Origin of the sequence: Chamaesiphon polymorphus CCALA 037, from assembly GCF_003003845.1 — a bacterium.
GTDB lineage: Bacteria > Cyanobacteriota > Cyanobacteriia > Cyanobacteriales > Chamaesiphonaceae > Chamaesiphon > Chamaesiphon polymorphus.
Genome location: NZ_PVWO01000090.1, coordinates 1 through 15,351 on the forward strand (window position 1 = coordinate 1; position 15,351 = coordinate 15,351).

At 45.9% G+C, this 15,351-nt stretch carries 18 protein-coding genes; 14 read left to right on the forward strand and 4 right to left on the reverse strand.

Annotated features, from left to right (window positions below; translation table 11 throughout):
• Positions 1–653 (reverse strand): FAD-dependent monooxygenase (locus C7B77_RS09360; RefSeq protein WP_181243784.1); only part of this gene is annotated, 653 nt, incomplete at its 3' end.
• Between the two features lie 330 nt (positions 654–983).
• On the opposite strand from C7B77_RS09360, the gene C7B77_RS09365 reads away from it, so the two are divergent.
• The 7 genes from C7B77_RS09365 (at position 984) to C7B77_RS09395 (ending at position 7,770) form a co-directional block, all read left to right on the forward strand.
• Entirely contained in the window at positions 984–1,655 is a 672-nt protein-coding gene (locus tag C7B77_RS09365) for a VOC family protein (protein ID WP_106303262.1), read from the forward strand.
• Positions 1,656–1,902: 247 nt separating this feature from the next.
• Positions 1,903–2,928 carry a tRNA dihydrouridine synthase gene (locus C7B77_RS09370; protein ID WP_106303305.1) on the forward strand — a complete coding sequence of 342 codons (1,026 nt, stop codon included), beginning with the start codon at positions 1,903–1,905 and terminating at the stop codon, positions 2,926–2,928.
• A 182-nt stretch (positions 2,929–3,110) separates the two neighbouring features.
• Positions 3,111–3,746, forward strand: coding sequence for a macro domain-containing protein (locus C7B77_RS09375; protein ID WP_106303265.1), 636 nt, complete (start codon positions 3,111–3,113; stop codon positions 3,744–3,746).
• A gap of 9 nt (positions 3,747–3,755) precedes the next feature.
• On the forward strand, positions 3,756–4,148 hold the full coding sequence (locus tag C7B77_RS09380; RefSeq protein ID WP_106303268.1) for a hypothetical protein: 393 nt from the start codon (positions 3,756–3,758) through the stop codon (positions 4,146–4,148).
• Between the two features lie 244 nt (positions 4,149–4,392).
• Positions 4,393–5,256, forward strand: coding sequence for a leucine-rich repeat domain-containing protein (locus C7B77_RS09385; RefSeq protein WP_106303271.1), 864 nt, complete (start codon positions 4,393–4,395; stop codon positions 5,254–5,256).
• Positions 5,257–5,494: 238 nt separating this feature from the next.
• Entirely contained in the window at positions 5,495–6,238 is a 744-nt protein-coding gene (locus C7B77_RS09390) for a DUF1190 domain-containing protein (protein WP_106303274.1), read from the forward strand.
• Positions 6,239–6,426: 188 nt separating this feature from the next.
• A complete protein-coding gene (locus C7B77_RS09395; RefSeq protein WP_106303277.1) occupies positions 6,427–7,770 on the forward strand; it encodes a glutathionylspermidine synthase family protein in 1,344 nt (447 codons plus the stop codon).
• A gap of 61 nt (positions 7,771–7,831) precedes the next feature.
• Here the strand turns inward: C7B77_RS09395 and C7B77_RS09400 are convergent, their stop codons facing one another.
• Together C7B77_RS09400 and C7B77_RS09405 are read right to left on the reverse strand one after the other, a co-directional pair.
• Positions 7,832–8,023, reverse strand: coding sequence for a hypothetical protein (locus C7B77_RS09400; RefSeq protein ID WP_106303280.1), 192 nt, complete (start codon positions 8,021–8,023; stop codon positions 7,832–7,834).
• The gene (locus C7B77_RS09405; protein ID WP_106303283.1) at positions 8,020–8,364 is read right to left on the reverse strand and encodes a hypothetical protein; all 345 of its coding nucleotides are present in this window, start codon (positions 8,362–8,364) and stop codon (positions 8,020–8,022) included. Before C7B77_RS09405 ends, C7B77_RS09400 begins: the two co-directional genes overlap by 4 nt.
• Positions 8,365–8,594: 230 nt before the next feature.
• Between C7B77_RS09405 and C7B77_RS09410 the strand changes: the two genes are divergently transcribed.
• The 3 genes from C7B77_RS09410 to C7B77_RS09420 are packed head-to-tail and all read left to right on the forward strand — an operon-like array spanning position 8,595 to position 10,309.
• Positions 8,595–9,377: a hypothetical protein gene (locus C7B77_RS09410; protein WP_245894133.1), complete on the forward strand. Its 783-nt coding sequence runs from the start codon at positions 8,595–8,597 to the stop codon at positions 9,375–9,377.
• 44 nt (positions 9,378–9,421) lie between these two features.
• A complete protein-coding gene (locus C7B77_RS09415) occupies positions 9,422–10,030 on the forward strand; it encodes a PDDEXK family nuclease (RefSeq protein ID WP_146138249.1) in 609 nt (202 codons plus the stop codon).
• 54 nt (positions 10,031–10,084) lie between these two features.
• Positions 10,085–10,309 (forward strand): DUF3565 domain-containing protein, encoded by a 225-nt coding sequence (locus C7B77_RS09420; protein ID WP_106303286.1) that lies wholly within the window; start codon positions 10,085–10,087, stop codon positions 10,307–10,309.
• Between the two features lie 6 nt (positions 10,310–10,315).
• Here C7B77_RS09420 and C7B77_RS09425 read toward each other — a convergent pair whose 3' ends face one another.
• On the reverse strand, positions 10,316–10,966 hold the full coding sequence (locus C7B77_RS09425) for a TetR/AcrR family transcriptional regulator (protein WP_245894134.1): 651 nt from the start codon (positions 10,964–10,966) through the stop codon (positions 10,316–10,318).
• Between the two features lie 197 nt (positions 10,967–11,163).
• On the opposite strand from C7B77_RS09425, the gene C7B77_RS09430 reads away from it, so the two are divergent.
• The 4 genes from C7B77_RS09430 to C7B77_RS09450 all read left to right on the forward strand — a co-directional run bounded on the left by C7B77_RS09430 (position 11,164) and on the right by C7B77_RS09450 (position 15,000).
• Positions 11,164–12,432, forward strand: coding sequence for a glycosyltransferase (locus C7B77_RS09430; protein ID WP_106303291.1), 1,269 nt, complete (start codon positions 11,164–11,166; stop codon positions 12,430–12,432).
• 329 nt (positions 12,433–12,761) lie between these two features.
• Positions 12,762–14,399: a peptide chain release factor 3 gene (gene prfC, locus C7B77_RS09440; protein WP_106303297.1), complete on the forward strand. Its 1,638-nt coding sequence runs from the start codon at positions 12,762–12,764 to the stop codon at positions 14,397–14,399.
• Positions 14,400–14,470: 71 nt separating this feature from the next.
• A complete protein-coding gene (locus C7B77_RS29820) occupies positions 14,471–14,638 on the forward strand; it encodes a hypothetical protein (RefSeq protein ID WP_181243785.1) in 168 nt (55 codons plus the stop codon).
• Between the two features lie 2 nt (positions 14,639–14,640).
• Positions 14,641–15,000, forward strand: coding sequence for a type II toxin-antitoxin system VapC family toxin (locus C7B77_RS09450; protein WP_106303302.1), 360 nt, complete (start codon positions 14,641–14,643; stop codon positions 14,998–15,000).
• Positions 15,001–15,351: the final 351 nt, after the last annotated feature.

The window sequence follows — 15,351 nt, forward strand, 5'->3', positions numbered from 1 at the left end:
TATTTGGGGAAGACCCAAGCATAGAAATCTGTCGAGACATCATCGCCGACATACATCTCAGCTAGGCTGTGGTAGTAAGCCATCTTGTCTTCTGGCAGTCTGATCCGCTCTTGGAAAGCGATCGCGTAGTTATAATCGCCCGCATCCATAGCTTTGGCAACCCGAGAGTTGGCTCCATCGGCACCGATGACGAGATCGACTTTGAGGGTTTTGGCTTCGCCTTCGAGGCTACCGTTGGAATGATCCGCGTAATGGATGACGTAAGGATCGGTCGTGTTGAGACCTGGCATTTCCAATTTATGGACGGTACCGTTAATCAGCTTGGCACCCAGTTTAGCTGCCCGATCGCGTAAAAATCCATCTAATACTTCCCGACGACACATGCCGATATATTCACCCGCCTTGAGCGTTTGACCGATATCCACTTCGATGTTAGAAGGCGAAATCATCTTCATCTGCCGCACTTCGCGATCGATAATCTCTGGCGGTAAGTCAAATTCACTCACCATGCAGAGAGGTATCGCTCCACCACAAGGCTTGGCGTTATCTAATTTGCGTTCAAATAAATAAGTTTCAATTCCAGCTTTTGCTAACACTTCAGCGGCGCAAGAACCCGCTGGCCCAGAACCAACAACAGCAACCCGTAGTACCACAGCTATACTCTCTTCATGACTTGTGCTTACACTGATGGATGTTAGCACGGACTCTCAGCTCGATCTCGGCCAACCCCTTCCAGTCTGTCAGAATTGAAATATTCCTTTATATAAAGACATACTCGGACAAGGTGGGTGGATGGGTGGATGGGTGGATGAGTGGATGAGTGGATGGGTGGATGGGTAAGGGGTAAAAGGCTGTTTTTCGCATAATGTTAGTATCGATCGTGTGCGATCGGTGGTTCGAGGTGAGAGCCAATTTTAGCCACAGTTACCAAAAAGCATGGGTTCACATCCCTGTCAAAACTACCACTTACGACTCAAGCACTCATGAGCTGTGAATTCGACCATTTGTTTATTTGTACCGATCTGGGGGCTGGTGTGGCCGATCGATTGGTAGAATTCGGGTTAGTCGAAGGATCGGCTAATCCCCATCCTGGGCAAGGTACGACCAATCGACGGTTCTTTTTTGACAATGCGATGTTGGAATTGCTGTGGGTGGACGATGAGGCTGCGGCATATTCCCCACCCATTGCGCGCACTCGGCTGTGGGAGCGATGGCTGAATCGAACTAATGGTGCGTGTCCATTTGGCCTTGTCGTGCGTCCAACTCCTGGGGAGGAGGGTTCGGTTGCATTTTTGAGTTGGGCATATCATCCACCTTATTTACCCCCGACTGTGGCAATCTTGGTAGGGACAAATAGCGAGAACTTAACCGAACCGATGCTGTGTCAAATTCCTTTCGGGCAACGTCCAGATCGGTATTCGGCTCAGAGAGTGCAGCCATTGCATCATCCTTTGGGTATCCGCGAAATTACACGAGTAGAATTAGTCAGTCCCCATGCGGCTCGTCCTTCGCCAGAATTACAAGCACTCGTCGCTGTCGATCGAATCAAGCTACGATTTGGTACAGAATATATCATCGAGCTGGGATTCGATGGTGAAGGACAGGGACAACAGCTAGATCTTCGATCGGAATTGCCGCTGATTTTGAGTTGGTAGTTAGATAATGGGCGTTGCTGGAGCGAAGTATGAAATTGCTAGTGATGGGGTTGGGAGTTAGGAGTTGGGAGTTGGGAGTTGGGAGTTGGGAGTTGGGAGTTGAAGGAATCAGTAAGGATAAGAAAAGATCCAGAGTCATACCTTAATCCAGCAACACCAGATAATGAACGATCTGGTGGATAATTGAATCTCTGCCATCGATCGATTCGATAATATTTAGATTGTGGATCGCGAATCCGTCCGTTGTATGAAAGTCCCCCTAGAATCAGCAGTTCCATTGACAGCGTTGGCACCGATGCAAGACGTGACAGATGTCTGCTTTATGAGTACAATCGCTGAATATGGCAGTCCCGACTACTTTTTTACCGAATATTTTCGGGTACATCCAGACTCTGGTGTCGATAAATATATTCTCAGATCGATTACCGAAAATACCACAGGTCGTCCGGTATTTGCCCAGATGATTGGCGAGCATATTCCCGATCTCGTCAGAATTGCACGGTTGCTGATGCAGTACCCCATCGCTGGGATCGATTTAAATATGGGTTGTCCCGCACCGCGAGTTTATCGCAAGAATGTTGGCGGCGGGCTGCTCAAAGATCCCGATAAGATCGATCGAATATTAGGCGAATTGCGCGCGGCGGTAGATGGTAAATTAACCGTCAAAATGCGGGTTGGCTTTGAAGATACCAGCCAATTCGATCGAGTGCTAGATTTAATCGATCGACACGATATCGACCTTTTGAGTTTACACGGTCGAACTGTCAAACAAATGTATCATGGCAGCGTCGATTACGACCTCATCGCCCATGCAGTGCAAAGATTGCGCTGTCCGGTATTGGCTAATGGTAATGTCAGTTCGGCAGCGTCCGCAATGGAAGTGCTGTCTCAAACCCACGCGGCGGGAGTAATGGTAGGACGCGCCGCGATTCGCAATCCCTGGATTTTTAGACAAATTCGCGAGGCGGTGGCGGGAAAAGAGGTTTCGATCGTCAGATTGGCGCAAGTACGAGATTATATCGATCGATTGCATCAGATGCAACTCGATAAATCAGTGCCAGAGAAATCGCGCGTCAGCCATCTCAAAATGTATCTCAATTTCATCGGGCAAAGCGTCGATGCGGCGGGAGTATTTCTCCGCGACATGCGTAAAGCGCAGACAGAAGCCGAACTTTTCGGTGTATGCGATCGAGAATTGCTCGATCGTGCTGGTGGTATATTTGCGCCAGAGCCGTATGTCGGACTATTTGCTCGGCCTAGTTGTGAAGGTTAGATTAATTGATAATTGATAATTGATAATTGATAATTGGGTTGTTAGGTTAAGCTGTTCGACATCTATTCTGTGAAACTCTTAGCAACAGGAAACCGTCTAACAACATGGCTGGCTTCGCTTGCATACAGTGCGATTTCATCCACTTACATATTCAATTCTGCCTTCTGCCTTCTATTAACCAGATGAAATTAATCTTGACTGCTGTAGACGAATCATTAGCCGAAGCTTGGACTAAATTTTGTGGCGATCTGGATTTTGTGACTGTCCATCATGGCTCGATTCTCGACGTTGATTGCGATGCCGTTGTCAGTCCTGCTAATAGTTATGGCTTTATGGATGGGGGCATCGATGGAGTGTATATGTGGCACTTTGGCGACGATATTCAAATCCGCGTCCGTCGCCAAATATTTGACCACCATCATGGCGAAATTTTAGTCGGACAAGCAGATGTTGTCGCTACTGAAAATGTTAGAACTCCCTATCTAATTTTTGCCCCGACAATGCGCGTACCGATGAATCTTCAAGATACGGTAAATCCTTATTTAGCAGCGCGGGCAATTTTTTTGTTAGTCAAAGATGGGGTATTTAAATCTGGCGAATATACAGGCCAAAAAATCTCAGAACGAATTAAAACGATCGCCTTACCAGGATTGGGAACTGGCGTTGGCAAAGTGAATTTCGATACTTGCGCGCATCAAGTGCGATCGGCGATCGATGACATTATTTTAGAAGGCTATCGGATGCCAAAATCGTGGGTAGAAGCATCAGAACGACACCAATTTTTATACACCAAAGATCCCACCAGACTTCAGTATTAATCGAATGACATGAGCCACGAATTATTATTGCTCGATTATATTAAAGCTCACTGGCGACAGCATCAACCCGCACAACTCGATCGAGGTGTTTGGATCGCACTTCATGAGGAAGTGACAGCAGAAGCCTATGACGCCGATACACCAGTAGTTAAAGCTTGGTTTATGACCAATCGAAAGATCGATCGATGTGCTTTGATTTCATTCAAAATATTTGCCGAAAATAGACTTCAAGTGAGAGCGAATGAATCGCATGAAATGGGCGAAGCCAACATTGCACCATACCCTACTGCGGGACTATATTACCTGGATTTTCTCTTTGCACCATTGTGGGGTGGCGGTATGAAAGTAGAGATTGACGATCGCGACAAAGTAATCGATCGAGGTCGGCTGTGGGTATCTTAAATAAAGCTGTCGATCGAATCGATCGACATAACTATGAGGCCACGATCGAATATTGTTAATATGTCCCCGAACTATTGTAGGAGTTGAGGCTATGTTTTCATCGACTCGGCAGTTGCTATAACTACGGAATTTAAGATCGACCCTTTGTAGTTAATTAGATCGAAGTAGAGATCGTCAACACTAATATTGTGAAATGCCGAACGGCGATCGATAATTTTGTTTAATTTAACTCAAGCTCACAACCATGAAAAATTTGAATTCGATCTCGATCGCGATTATAGTTACCATCCTCGTTTCAGCTTGCCAAACAACTACCGATCGAAATCGATCGATACCTACAACTTTTCTAGAATGGTGCGAACGCAAAAATGAATTCTCTGCCGATGTTCGACAGACGATCGAATCAGTCATAATTGACGTTCGGAATGGAAATTGGTCTGGGATCTCCAGTGACTGTAAAATTGTCAGCGATCGACTGGCTTCCCAAAAGAAACTCAGGATCGACGGTCGGGAAATCTTCGATCTTAGACCATTAGCTAGCCTCACCAATCTCACGAGTTTATCGCTCAGATTCAATGACGAACTTGCCGATCTTCAGCCATTAGCAAAGCTGACAAATCTTGAAGAGCTTTATTTAGATGACAACAAAATCGTCGATGTCCGGCCATTAGCCAACCTTACTAAATTGAAGACACTCAGTCTAACTAAGGGTGTTTATAGCAAAGAAGTTATCGATATTCGACCGCTAGCTAATCTGGTCAATCTGAGAAATCTAAATTTATATAATAACCAAATGACCAGTCTCCAAGATCTCAGCAATCTAGTAAACTTGCAAACTCTTGGCGTGTCGGCTAGTAAAGTCTCAGACTTGACACCATTAGCCAAACTTAGGAATCTGCAAGTGCTGATTTTACCTGGTAATAAAATTAGGGACATCACACCATTAGCCAAACTTACCAAGCTTAAAAAAATCGATCTACTCAACAATCAAGTTACCGACATCCAGAGCCTCTCCACGCTCAAATCGCTGACTTATCTCCGTTTAGGCGGAAATCCATTAACCGATGGCAGTTGCCCGCTACCCAAAGCGGATATGTGTGAATTTTAGACAAATTAGAGCAACTAGGTGGAATTAGAGATCGTTACCTTGTAGTTAATATAGGTGCAAAACAGTGTCCGAGTTCCACTCCTAAACTGTTCTAAATATCTGTGTACAATTGTCTCATCAGTTAGGGAACCCTAACGATAGAGATCGATAATAGTAACGATCGTCGCAATTCCTCCATTAATTCACATCTCGTCGGTGCAGCTTCGACCTTGGAGAATCGAGCTGCCAGGAACTAGTCATGACCAAACCAGAAGATGAATCCCAAGAGCTAAAACCCCGGATAATTAACCGGGACAGAGTTTTTATAGGTTTAGCAGTTGCTGCTTTTTTAGTACTTCCAGTTGCCATTTTCATCGCCAATAATGGAGATATGACGGAGGAAGAGGCGAACGAACCGATCGATGTCGTGTTCTACCAAACGACTGCCCAGTGCGAAGCTGATACCAAAAAGCAGCAAGATGAATATGCGGCGTCGCTCAAAAAATATCAAGCCGGACAAATAACGCAGCCGCCCACCGCGCCGCAGCTCCAGACCAAAGACTGCGCCGCCCAAATGCAGGCCGCCCAAGAAGCACATAATAAGACTGCACCTGTTTATGCTTCGCTCGCCGATTGCCAAGCCGAAGGAGTTAAATGCGAAACGACTCCCGCTGGCGTGCCGACTGCTGGCTATCAACCCAGCTATGGCGGTACCTATATCGACCCTTACCGCTCTAATTATACTTTCATCAACGTTGGTGGTAGTCAACATCGAGTATATGAAACTCGCACTGTTTATCAGAGTAGTACGCCCGGTCGGATCGTCACCCCTTACGGTCGCGAGATCGTCCAAACAGCCACAGGCAGAGTCACAGCTCCCCGACACACTAGCTTTACCGCACCAACCCGTCCGACTGGTGTATCTGGTGCTGGCACGATTAGAGGGCGCAGCTCTCAGGGCTTTGGTTCCTCATTCAAGAGTACGGGTAGAGGTGGAAAGTAAACTAAGGTGTTGCTGATTTGCGGCTCGCGCTCCTCGGCTTTGCCGTTCGCGCAGCGTCTCCGAAGGAGAGGGTTTAGCGAGACAAGACAAAAATATGATTCTCTGTTTTTAGATCTCTTCTCCCCGCTCCCCGCTCCCCGCTCCCATCTCTAGCTTTTTATACTTGAATCCCACAACGCCTAAACTAGATGAGACCGATAAAAATAGCGCGTCGTCCTAATTGGCAGCGGCATATCAAAGAAAATGCCTACCAAGTTGATGCTTTAAGTGATGCCCAGCAAAAATACTGGGTTGAAGCTCTGCCCCAACCCTTTGCCATCGAATTCGATCGTCAGGAAGAAACGGCAATTGCCGAAGCCACTGAGCTTCTGTGGGAAATGTGTGTCGAATTCCTCGATTGGTTTTTTACCGAGCAAAATGCAGGTGATGTCGATCGACGCTTGACGGCATTACAGATTCGATCGGAATATTGGCAAGCCATCAAAAATAGCTGGGAGCGCACCGAGCCAGTCGAGGACTTATCGCTGGGCGCACGCTTCGATCTGGCTGTCACTACCGACGGACAAATTAAACTCCTCGAAATTAATGGCGAAACCCCGCTCCTCGGTGCGGAAACTGTCTACCAATGGAACTGGTTTGTGGACTATATGCACAATTACCAGCGGGGGAAATACCCACTACCAAGCGATGCCAGCCAGTTTAACGACTTTTGGGATGCGATCGCGGGTCAATGGCGGCGAATTGTGGCAGCTTACAATCTCAAGCAGTTCGGGATCTCCTTTCTCGTTGATGAAAATCTCGAAGAAGATCTGGAAATGGCGATGCAGTTAATTCAAATTCTGCAAGATGAGGTCGATCCGAATATTTATACCCAAATTGTCTATCTACGCGGACTTAAAGACGAACGCGGTAGCGAAATTCAGCGCGGATTGGGACTAGATGACGATGGCTACTTTGTAGACCATGTAAACGATCGCATTCCGGTACTCTGGAAGATGTACGACTGGTCGGATCTCCAAAATGATATGGCAAATGCTGGTACTACCCAAGCTCTCGCCGCTCGATTGGAGACAGGCGAAGTTAAAATCGTCGAACCCCTGTGGAAGCAAGTTCTCTCTAATAAAGGCGCGCTAGCGATGATGTGGGAGCGGTTCAAAGATTCCGACTATCGTCAATATCTGTTGGCAACCTATCTCGATACCGATAACTCTTACGAGTCCACCCAACTCCTCTTAGGAATGCACGTTAGAAAGCCTATGCTGGGGCTAGAAGGCGTTGCCGTCTCGATCGAAAGTGGCTTTGGTTCCTTAGAGCAGAAAGAGTCATTTGGCTATGGTGCTGAGGGATTTATCATCCAGGAATATATCGAACTACCCCAAGCCTTTGACTATCATTACGCGATCGGGAGTTGGTCGATCGATGGCGCAGCAGCAGGGATAATTATCCGGGGCGACACTTCCAAAATTACCGGGCGTCACTGTTTGATTATTCCTCACATCGTCTCTGACAATGGACTCTATATTCCAGAGTGAGTTAACTGAGGTTAGAGCAGTGTCTACATTCGACAATAGGAGAAAAATATATCGATAATATTTAACCGATGGCTACATTTTTTCTTTTTGTCTGAATACGTTGAGATTTTTGCTGGCGAATGATTTCATCGCACCTAGCCACTAGCTCTTCGAGTTGAAGATCTACTTCTTCAAAATCGAGACGAGCGCGGCGCAAATTCCCAATTAATCGGCTATCTACTGCTAGATCTGGCATTATCGGTCGCTCGTTCATGACAATCTCCATTCCTGTCTAATTTCTTGGATGCTACGTTCTAGAGCTGGGATCTTTTGCTGAGTATTTTCAATTACTCTAGCTACTAACTCTATGATATCAGATGACACTGGAGGCTGGGTATTAGCAATCCTAATTTGGAAGGTGGAGAATCGGGTAAATCTATCTGTTGCTTGCTCTGCGATACTTTGAAGTTCATCCAAGTAATTTATGGTACGTTCGGTTTCTCCAAAAGATTCAAACAGAGATAACTCTAATGTTTTGGCTGAATCAATAATTTCCAAGAGTTGTCTTTGAAGATCCCAGATAGTTTGAGTTGTTTGTGGGTTTAATTTCCCCATAGCTGTTTAATTTATCTTTTGGCTGTAATATTAATTCAAATCTTAGCGATCGATCGGGACAATATGCAATGGGTATCGAGCAATGGACACAAGATCTGAATATTTTAAGAAGTTGCGATACTCTCTTTGCTCAAATGCCAAGATCGTCGCACACAAATCGATCGCATAGTTCTACTCTGCTCGGTACAAGCAGCTTCTCTGCAAGAGATTCGTCGAGAGTCAAGCAAAATATGTGGGATCTAGATGCAGTGTTACCCCTCGATTATGCTATTCCACCCCACCACCTCGAACTAGCACCCCACGAAGTTCATACCAACTTCTGCAACCTCCTCAGCCGCGATGTTTACTCCGAAGGTGACGCTCGATCTCTGTATGACTACATCCAGTCTAGATCTGATGAAATGTCCCCAGAATTCCTCGCCATGCTAGATCTGTGGCTGGCGGACGAACTCAAGCATTATGAAGCATTGCGGCGGACGTATCATTGCATTGCTGGTGTAGACTTTGCCGATATGAATCGCCATTTTGCTGCCAGAGTTCATGAAATCGAACCGATCGAGATGGTATTGACAGATGAATTTACTATCTTGGTAACGATGATGTTCGACGAGATTGGTTCTGTTTATTCTTACCGCCGCGATCTCTGGGAATACTATCGACATTTTGGCACAGCAATTCAAAAGATCGGCCATCATTTAATCAGAGATGAGGGAATGCACTTTAATAATGCAGCGGAGTTACTGTTAGCAAAATATCCTCATCGATTATGTGAGGTGCCAGAATTGCTAGAACGGATTTCTGTATTAGAGAAGAGTTTAAAAAAGTATCATAAGACATTTTTTCTAGACCATACGCAGGAACAGTATAGGTTTCCTCCACATTTCAATTCGGTATTGATTCGATTCATTTTGGCACGATTGGGGTTGGGAATACAGCCCGATCGATCGGAGTTGCAGGAGCTATGGCAATGGGTTCCCAACGGATATCATCTAGTACCGATTTTTGCATTATAATTGATAAATCTATACATAATGCCTACGAGCATTTGGAACAGGAGATGACAATCGCGAATAGAACATCACCCATCGAAGTTGACATTGGCAAAGGAGATGTCCGCACGATTCAACGCGGCAAAACCTGGGCACAGTTTGAGTATCTGCAAAAGGGTTTTGAAGATACCCGTGGGTTGAAATTATGTTATTACAATGGGACGATCGAGATTCTGATGCCAGGTGCCGCACATGAATTGTTTAAAAAGATTATTGCAATTTTAATCGAGGTTTTTTTATTAGATCGCCAAATTGAATTTGAACCTACCGGATCGATGACTCGCAAGCGGGAAGGTACTGCGGCGGCTGAAGCCGATGAATCTTATGAGATTCAAGGAGCCAAGCTTTGCGTTGAGATTAACTTCACCAGTGGCGATGAATCGAAGTTACTTTGCTATCAGGAATTAGGCGTTGATGAGGTGTGGTTTTGGGAAGATGGCGTTTTAGCAGTTTATAGTCTCCAATCCGATGGCTACCAAAAAGTCAGCCGCAGTCAGATTTCGGCACTTGCGGCGATCGATCTGACGATAATGTCCGAGTGTATTCTTATCGGTGAAACTTCGCGAATCGAAGCTGTCAATAAGTTTCGACAGGCGCATCCGATCGCATCGGATTGAGAAAGTATCGATCGAAAACAATACCCTAAAAACCGCAGCTCGGAGGATAAGATCGTGCATCGTGCCATTATTGGTTTTCATCAAGATTTAGAACAGCATTGGGTGGCAGAACTAGACTGCGGACATTGCCAACATACTCGCCACGAACCACCCTTCTTTCCACGTCCCTGGGTAACTACAGCCGCCGGAAGAATGGAACAGATCGGACGAATTTTGAACTGTGTTATCTGCGATCGAGAAACAGTTGAAAATGGCGATCGAGCCGATCGATTAAACTAAAAGTATCTAGATTCTGTTGCTTTGCAACGGCTCCAAAACTTGAAACGCGATCGAGTGTGCCTCTCCCTCTCCAACACCTAACGTTTTCAAAATCAGTTCGGTAATTTGCTCTGGATAATTTGGCTCCGAATGTCCGCCAAGAATAGTTCGCATTGCCATCAATCCTGTCCCCAAAATTAGATCGATCGCGGCTTGTTTATTTACCACCTGAAACCGCCCCAATCGAATCCCAGCCTCTAAATCTGTCGTTACCCCCGTTTTTATCGTTTCGCTCAATGGGGCAGCTACCAAGCCGCTTCTAACTATTACCCAGCCCCAAGTAGAGTCGCGGATGGCTTGATGTAGAAATTGCCGAATCGCGATCGCCATCCGCTCGGCAGGATCTTCAATCTGGGCAGATTGCGCCCAAATACTGTGATTCATTTCATCGCTCAGAGCCACCGCAACGGCTGTCAGCACTTCTTCTCGCGTCTGGAAATAGTTATAAAACGTGCCCCTAGCAATAGCAGCTTCAGTAACGATCTCGTCGATCGTCACGGCATCGGCTTCTTTACGGGCAAATACTCGATAAGCAGCCGCGATTAAATTCAAGCGAGTGCGTTCTCGTTTTTCTAACCCGATCGATGCTCGTCGCGATGGCTGCATTGTGTTTGACATCCTTTAGCCTACTGCAAAGCCATCGTATTTTACGTGCGATCGCCACTATATAACAATTAGGCGGTGCCCAGATCCCCGACTTTTTCAAAAAGTTGGGGATCTGTACTAGTGCTGATTTGACGATCGAGATAAATTGACGCTAGTATCAAATTGACATTAATGTCAATTTAACCTCGAACGACTCAGGAGAATTATTAATGCGGATTTTGGCGATCGCGCTCGGTTCTCAAGGAGACGTGCAACCTTATGTTGCGCTAGGCAAAGGATTACAATCAGCAGGACATCGCGTCCGCGTGATGACTCATGTCAATTTTGAACGATTGGTTACAGATTGCGGTTTAGAATTCTACCCCGTCAAAGGGAACGTCCGAGAAATCGTCGAGTCGCCAGAAATGCGCGTGCTATTAGAAAAAGGAAACTTTCTGGCAATTAACGCACATACCTCTAAACTCGCTCAGGAAGCCGCGATCGAATGGATGCAGGCGGGGTTAGTGGCATGTCAGGGTATGGATTTAATGGTGGCGGGAGTTGGTGGATTAAACGTCGCGGTTTCGCTGGCGGAAAAATTCCAGGTTCCCTTACTTCCGGCTTTTCTGTTTCCCTTTACGCCAACGCGAGCGTTTCCGGGCATCTTGTTTCCTCAATCGCTTACCAAACTTGGCGGTACCTTCAACTGGTTATCGCACCTGCTATTGCGGCAGATAATGTGGCAAGGGTTTCGCACAGCCGATCGCCTTGCTAGGAAGCAAGTATTAAATCTACCCGCTAGATCCTTCTGGGGGCCGTATAAATCGGCGGTAATGCATCGATACCCGACGATTTATGGTTTCAGTCCATCTGTCATTCCTAAGCCTGCGGATTGGCAGAATACAGAGATTGTGGGCGATTGGTTTTTGGATGCTAGCGATTGGACTCCACCCGCAGACTTATTAGAATTCCTGCACAACGGCGCACCGCCTGTATATATCGGCTTTGGCAGTATGGGAATTCGCAATCCAGAAGAAACCGCCGATTTTGTTCTACGGGCGATAAATCGCACCGGACAACGAGCGATCTTACAAGCTGGCTGGGGTGGCTTGAGTAAGGCGGACGTACCGGACAATATTTTGATGGTAAATTCGGTGCCACATTCTTGGTTATTCCCCCGCATGGCAGCAGTCGTACATCATGGCGGTGCGGGGACGACGGCGGCAGGTTTGAGAGCTGGCGTACCCTCGATCGTCATTCCATTTTTTGGCGACCAACCTTTTTGGGGTCAACGGATTGCCGATTTAGGGGTAGGAACGGCACCAATTCCGCGCAAGCAACTAACGGTGGAAAAATTGGCACAGGCGATCGATCGAGTAGTGACAGATCCCGCAATCCGGCAACGTTCAGCCGAGCTGGGGGCGAAAATTCAAGCTGAAGATGGGGTGGCGAGTGTGGTGGCTATTGTCCGATCGATCGAGGTAGGGCATGAGTCATAATTTGGGTACTTTAAACGGAGACTGTACCTACTCGATCGATTATTTAACACTCGGATATCTATGAATTTCAAAATATTAAAAGCAAAGTATCCCTGGTCTTCGTATGATGAAATCGATTGGTTAGAAAATAACTATGTGCCTGGACTGGGATGGATGGAAGCTACACTTAAGATCGACAGTAAAAATCCGCCTAATGATTTCTTCGAGTTTGGTTGCTTACTAATCGTTTCCGACTGCGAAAGTAATTGAAGATTGACTTGTGTTAACAACTCGAGCTGATTTTTCAGATATAATCAAAGACTGGAAGCCCGCTAGCGTAACCTCACCCCATGTCCACCGAACTCCAAACCCAGCTTCAAACCGAACTCGAAATTGCCGTCGAACATCGGCGCAATTTTGCGATTATTTCTCACCCTGACGCAGGGAAAACAACCCTGACCGAAAAACTCCTGCTGTACGGAGGCGCGATTCACGAAGCGGGTGCGGTCAAAGCCAGACGCGATCAGCGCAAGGCGACTTCGGACTGGATGGAGATGGAGAAACAGCGGGGAATTTCGATTACCTCGACAGTGTTGCAGTTTGGGTATCAGGGGTTTCAGGTAAATTTACTCGATACGCCTGGACACCAAGATTTTAGTGAGGATACTTATCGGACGCTAGCAGCCGCCGATAATGCGGTAATGCTGATCGATGCCGCCAAGGGTTTGGAGCCGCAAACGCGCAAGTTATTTGAGGTCTGTAAGCTGCGCGAGCTACCGATTTTCACGTTTGTCAATAAACTCGATCGACCCGGACGCGAACCGTTAGAATTATTAGATGAGATCGAGCAAGAATTAGGTTTACAAACCTATGCTGTCAATTGGCCGATCGGTACCGGAGACCGCTTTAAAGGCGTGTTCGATCGCCATCAACAGAAAGTCCATTTATTCGAGCGGACGGCGCATGGCAGCCGCGAAGCCACCGATACGGTGATGGATCTGCACGATCCGCGCCTCAAACAAATCTTAGACAAAGAATTATTCGACCAACTGCACAGCGACTTAGAACTCCTCGATGGCGTAGCTTCAGAATTAGATTTAGAAGCGATTCATGCGGGTTATATGACTCCAGTCTTCTTCGGGAGTGCGATGACCAATTTCGGGGTCGAGTTATTTTTACATTATTTCTTAGAATACGCCCTCAAGCCAGGAAATCGTAATTCTAACGTCGGATCGATCGATCCAAGTTATCCAGAATTTTCAGGATTTGTATTCAAATTACAAGCCAACATGGATCCCAAACATCGCGATCGCGTGGCGTTTATTCGGGTCTGTACTGGTAAGTTTGAAAAAGATATGACCGTCAGCCACGCCCGCACTGGCAAAACCGTCAGACTATCCCGCCCGCAAAAACTATTCGCCCAAGATCGCGAATCGATCGAAGAAGCATATCCCGGCGATGTAATTGGCTTAAATAATCCCGGCGTCTTCGCGATCGGCGATACAATCTATACGGGCATGAAAAAGCTCGAATATGAAGGCATCCCCTGCTTTTCTCCCGAACTATTTGCCTTTCTCCGCAATCCCAACCCCTCTAAATTTAAACAGTTTCAAAAAGGGGTCAAAGAGCTGCAAGAAGAAGGTGCAGTGCAGATTATGTATTCAGCCGATGAAGCCAAACGCGACCCAATTTTAGCAGCAGTCGGACAACTGCAATTTGAAGTTGTGATGTTTCGGATGAAGAATGAATATGGTGTAGAAACCACTTTGGAACCCCTCGGTTATTCGGTGGCGCGATGGGTACTAAATGGTTGGGATGCGCTGGATAAAGTGGGACGATTATTTAATACTTTGGTCATCAAAGATCTTTGGAATCGTCCGGTGCTATTATTCAAGAATGAATGGAATGTCAATCAGTTATTAGAAGATCATCCTAGCTTGAAGTTAAGCTCGATCGCGCCGATTACGATCGGGTCTTCATCGATTTAGAAGTGATATAAAAATACATGTAGTCAGAGTTCTATTACATTATTATGAGCAAAAAAATAGCTGCTAAGAAATTGTCAATAATTTCTGGTAAAGAGGCAAAAAAGGCTATGTCGATCGGTCTAGATAGATATCTGGAGATGACCGGACATGAAAATAAATTATCCGAATATGCAGGCAGCCTCAAATTCAGTGACGACGAATTTGACGCAATGTTGCAGGAACTTAAAGAGGATAAATAGATTTGCAGGTAATCTATGACACGAATATTCTGCTCCAAATTCTTAGGAACCCTGATTCGGTAGCTATTGTACAATCCAAGTTAAGTTCTTCAGATATCGATGGTTGTATCTCGATCGTCACAGTAGCAGAAATTCGCTCTTTAGCTTTTCAATTCCAATGGGGTAATGTCCGGCAAGATCGCATGGAAGAAGCTATTCTCAGCTTACCTGTTTTGGATATTAGCGTGCCTGAAGTCCTCGATCGATATGTTGAAATCGATTGTTATAGCAAGGGCAAACATCCGACATTAGATAGTGAGTTTTCAGCAATTAAAATGGGTAAAAACGATCTCTGGATTGCTGCAACTGCATCTGCTTATTAATGTAAGTTGTTGACAACAGATTTAGACTTTCAGCATTTATCACCTCAGTTTCTTGATGTGACTTACATCAGTCCTAATCAGTTTAAAGTATAACGATCTTCAATTGTTGGGCAATTTTATAAATCTGAAGTTAAGCTCGATCGCACCGATTACGATCGGATCTTTATCTGTGAGTTAGGTTGAGTTTTTAGCTCTGATAATTGGGTTGCTCCGTTTGAGAACGCCCTCGAATGAATTCGGGGCTAAGAGCGAAAGTCCATTGAAATGGACTAATTACTCCCTTCCCGCCAGAAGATTATAGAATAAGGTTGTAGATATGTTGAATCGTATTTGAAATTTGGATTGGAGTCT

What these genes read in the sequence shown, in the direction of transcription:
- C7B77_RS09415 (WP_146138249.1), top strand. Translation starts at nt 9,422, where the DNA reads ATGACAATCGCGAATAGAACATCACCCATCGAAGTTGACATTGGCAAA.
- C7B77_RS09390 (WP_106303274.1), top strand. Translation starts at nt 5,495, where the DNA reads ATGACCAAACCAGAAGATGAATCCCAAGAGCTAAAACCCCGGATAATT.
- C7B77_RS09430 (WP_106303291.1), top strand. Translation starts at nt 11,164, where the DNA reads ATGCGGATTTTGGCGATCGCGCTCGGTTCTCAAGGAGACGTGCAACCT.
- C7B77_RS09405 (WP_106303283.1), bottom strand. Translation starts at nt 8,364, where the DNA reads ATGGGGAAATTAAACCCACAAACAACTCAAACTATCTGGGATCTTCAA.
- C7B77_RS09395 (WP_106303277.1), top strand. Translation starts at nt 6,427, where the DNA reads ATGAGACCGATAAAAATAGCGCGTCGTCCTAATTGGCAGCGGCATATC.
- C7B77_RS09370 (WP_106303305.1), top strand. Translation starts at nt 1,903, where the DNA reads ATGAAAGTCCCCCTAGAATCAGCAGTTCCATTGACAGCGTTGGCACCG.
- C7B77_RS09375 (WP_106303265.1), top strand. Translation starts at nt 3,111, where the DNA reads ATGAAATTAATCTTGACTGCTGTAGACGAATCATTAGCCGAAGCTTGG.
- C7B77_RS09365 (WP_106303262.1), top strand. Translation starts at nt 984, where the DNA reads ATGAGCTGTGAATTCGACCATTTGTTTATTTGTACCGATCTGGGGGCT.
- C7B77_RS09385 (WP_106303271.1), top strand. Translation starts at nt 4,393, where the DNA reads ATGAAAAATTTGAATTCGATCTCGATCGCGATTATAGTTACCATCCTC.
- prfC (WP_106303297.1), top strand. Translation starts at nt 12,762, where the DNA reads ATGTCCACCGAACTCCAAACCCAGCTTCAAACCGAACTCGAAATTGCC.
- C7B77_RS09410 (WP_245894133.1), top strand. Translation starts at nt 8,595, where the DNA reads ATGTGGGATCTAGATGCAGTGTTACCCCTCGATTATGCTATTCCACCC.
- C7B77_RS09425 (WP_245894134.1), bottom strand. Translation starts at nt 10,966, where the DNA reads ATGTCAAACACAATGCAGCCATCGCGACGAGCATCGATCGGGTTAGAA.
- C7B77_RS09400 (WP_106303280.1), bottom strand. Translation starts at nt 8,023, where the DNA reads ATGAACGAGCGACCGATAATGCCAGATCTAGCAGTAGATAGCCGATTA.
- C7B77_RS09380 (WP_106303268.1), top strand. Translation starts at nt 3,756, where the DNA reads ATGAGCCACGAATTATTATTGCTCGATTATATTAAAGCTCACTGGCGA.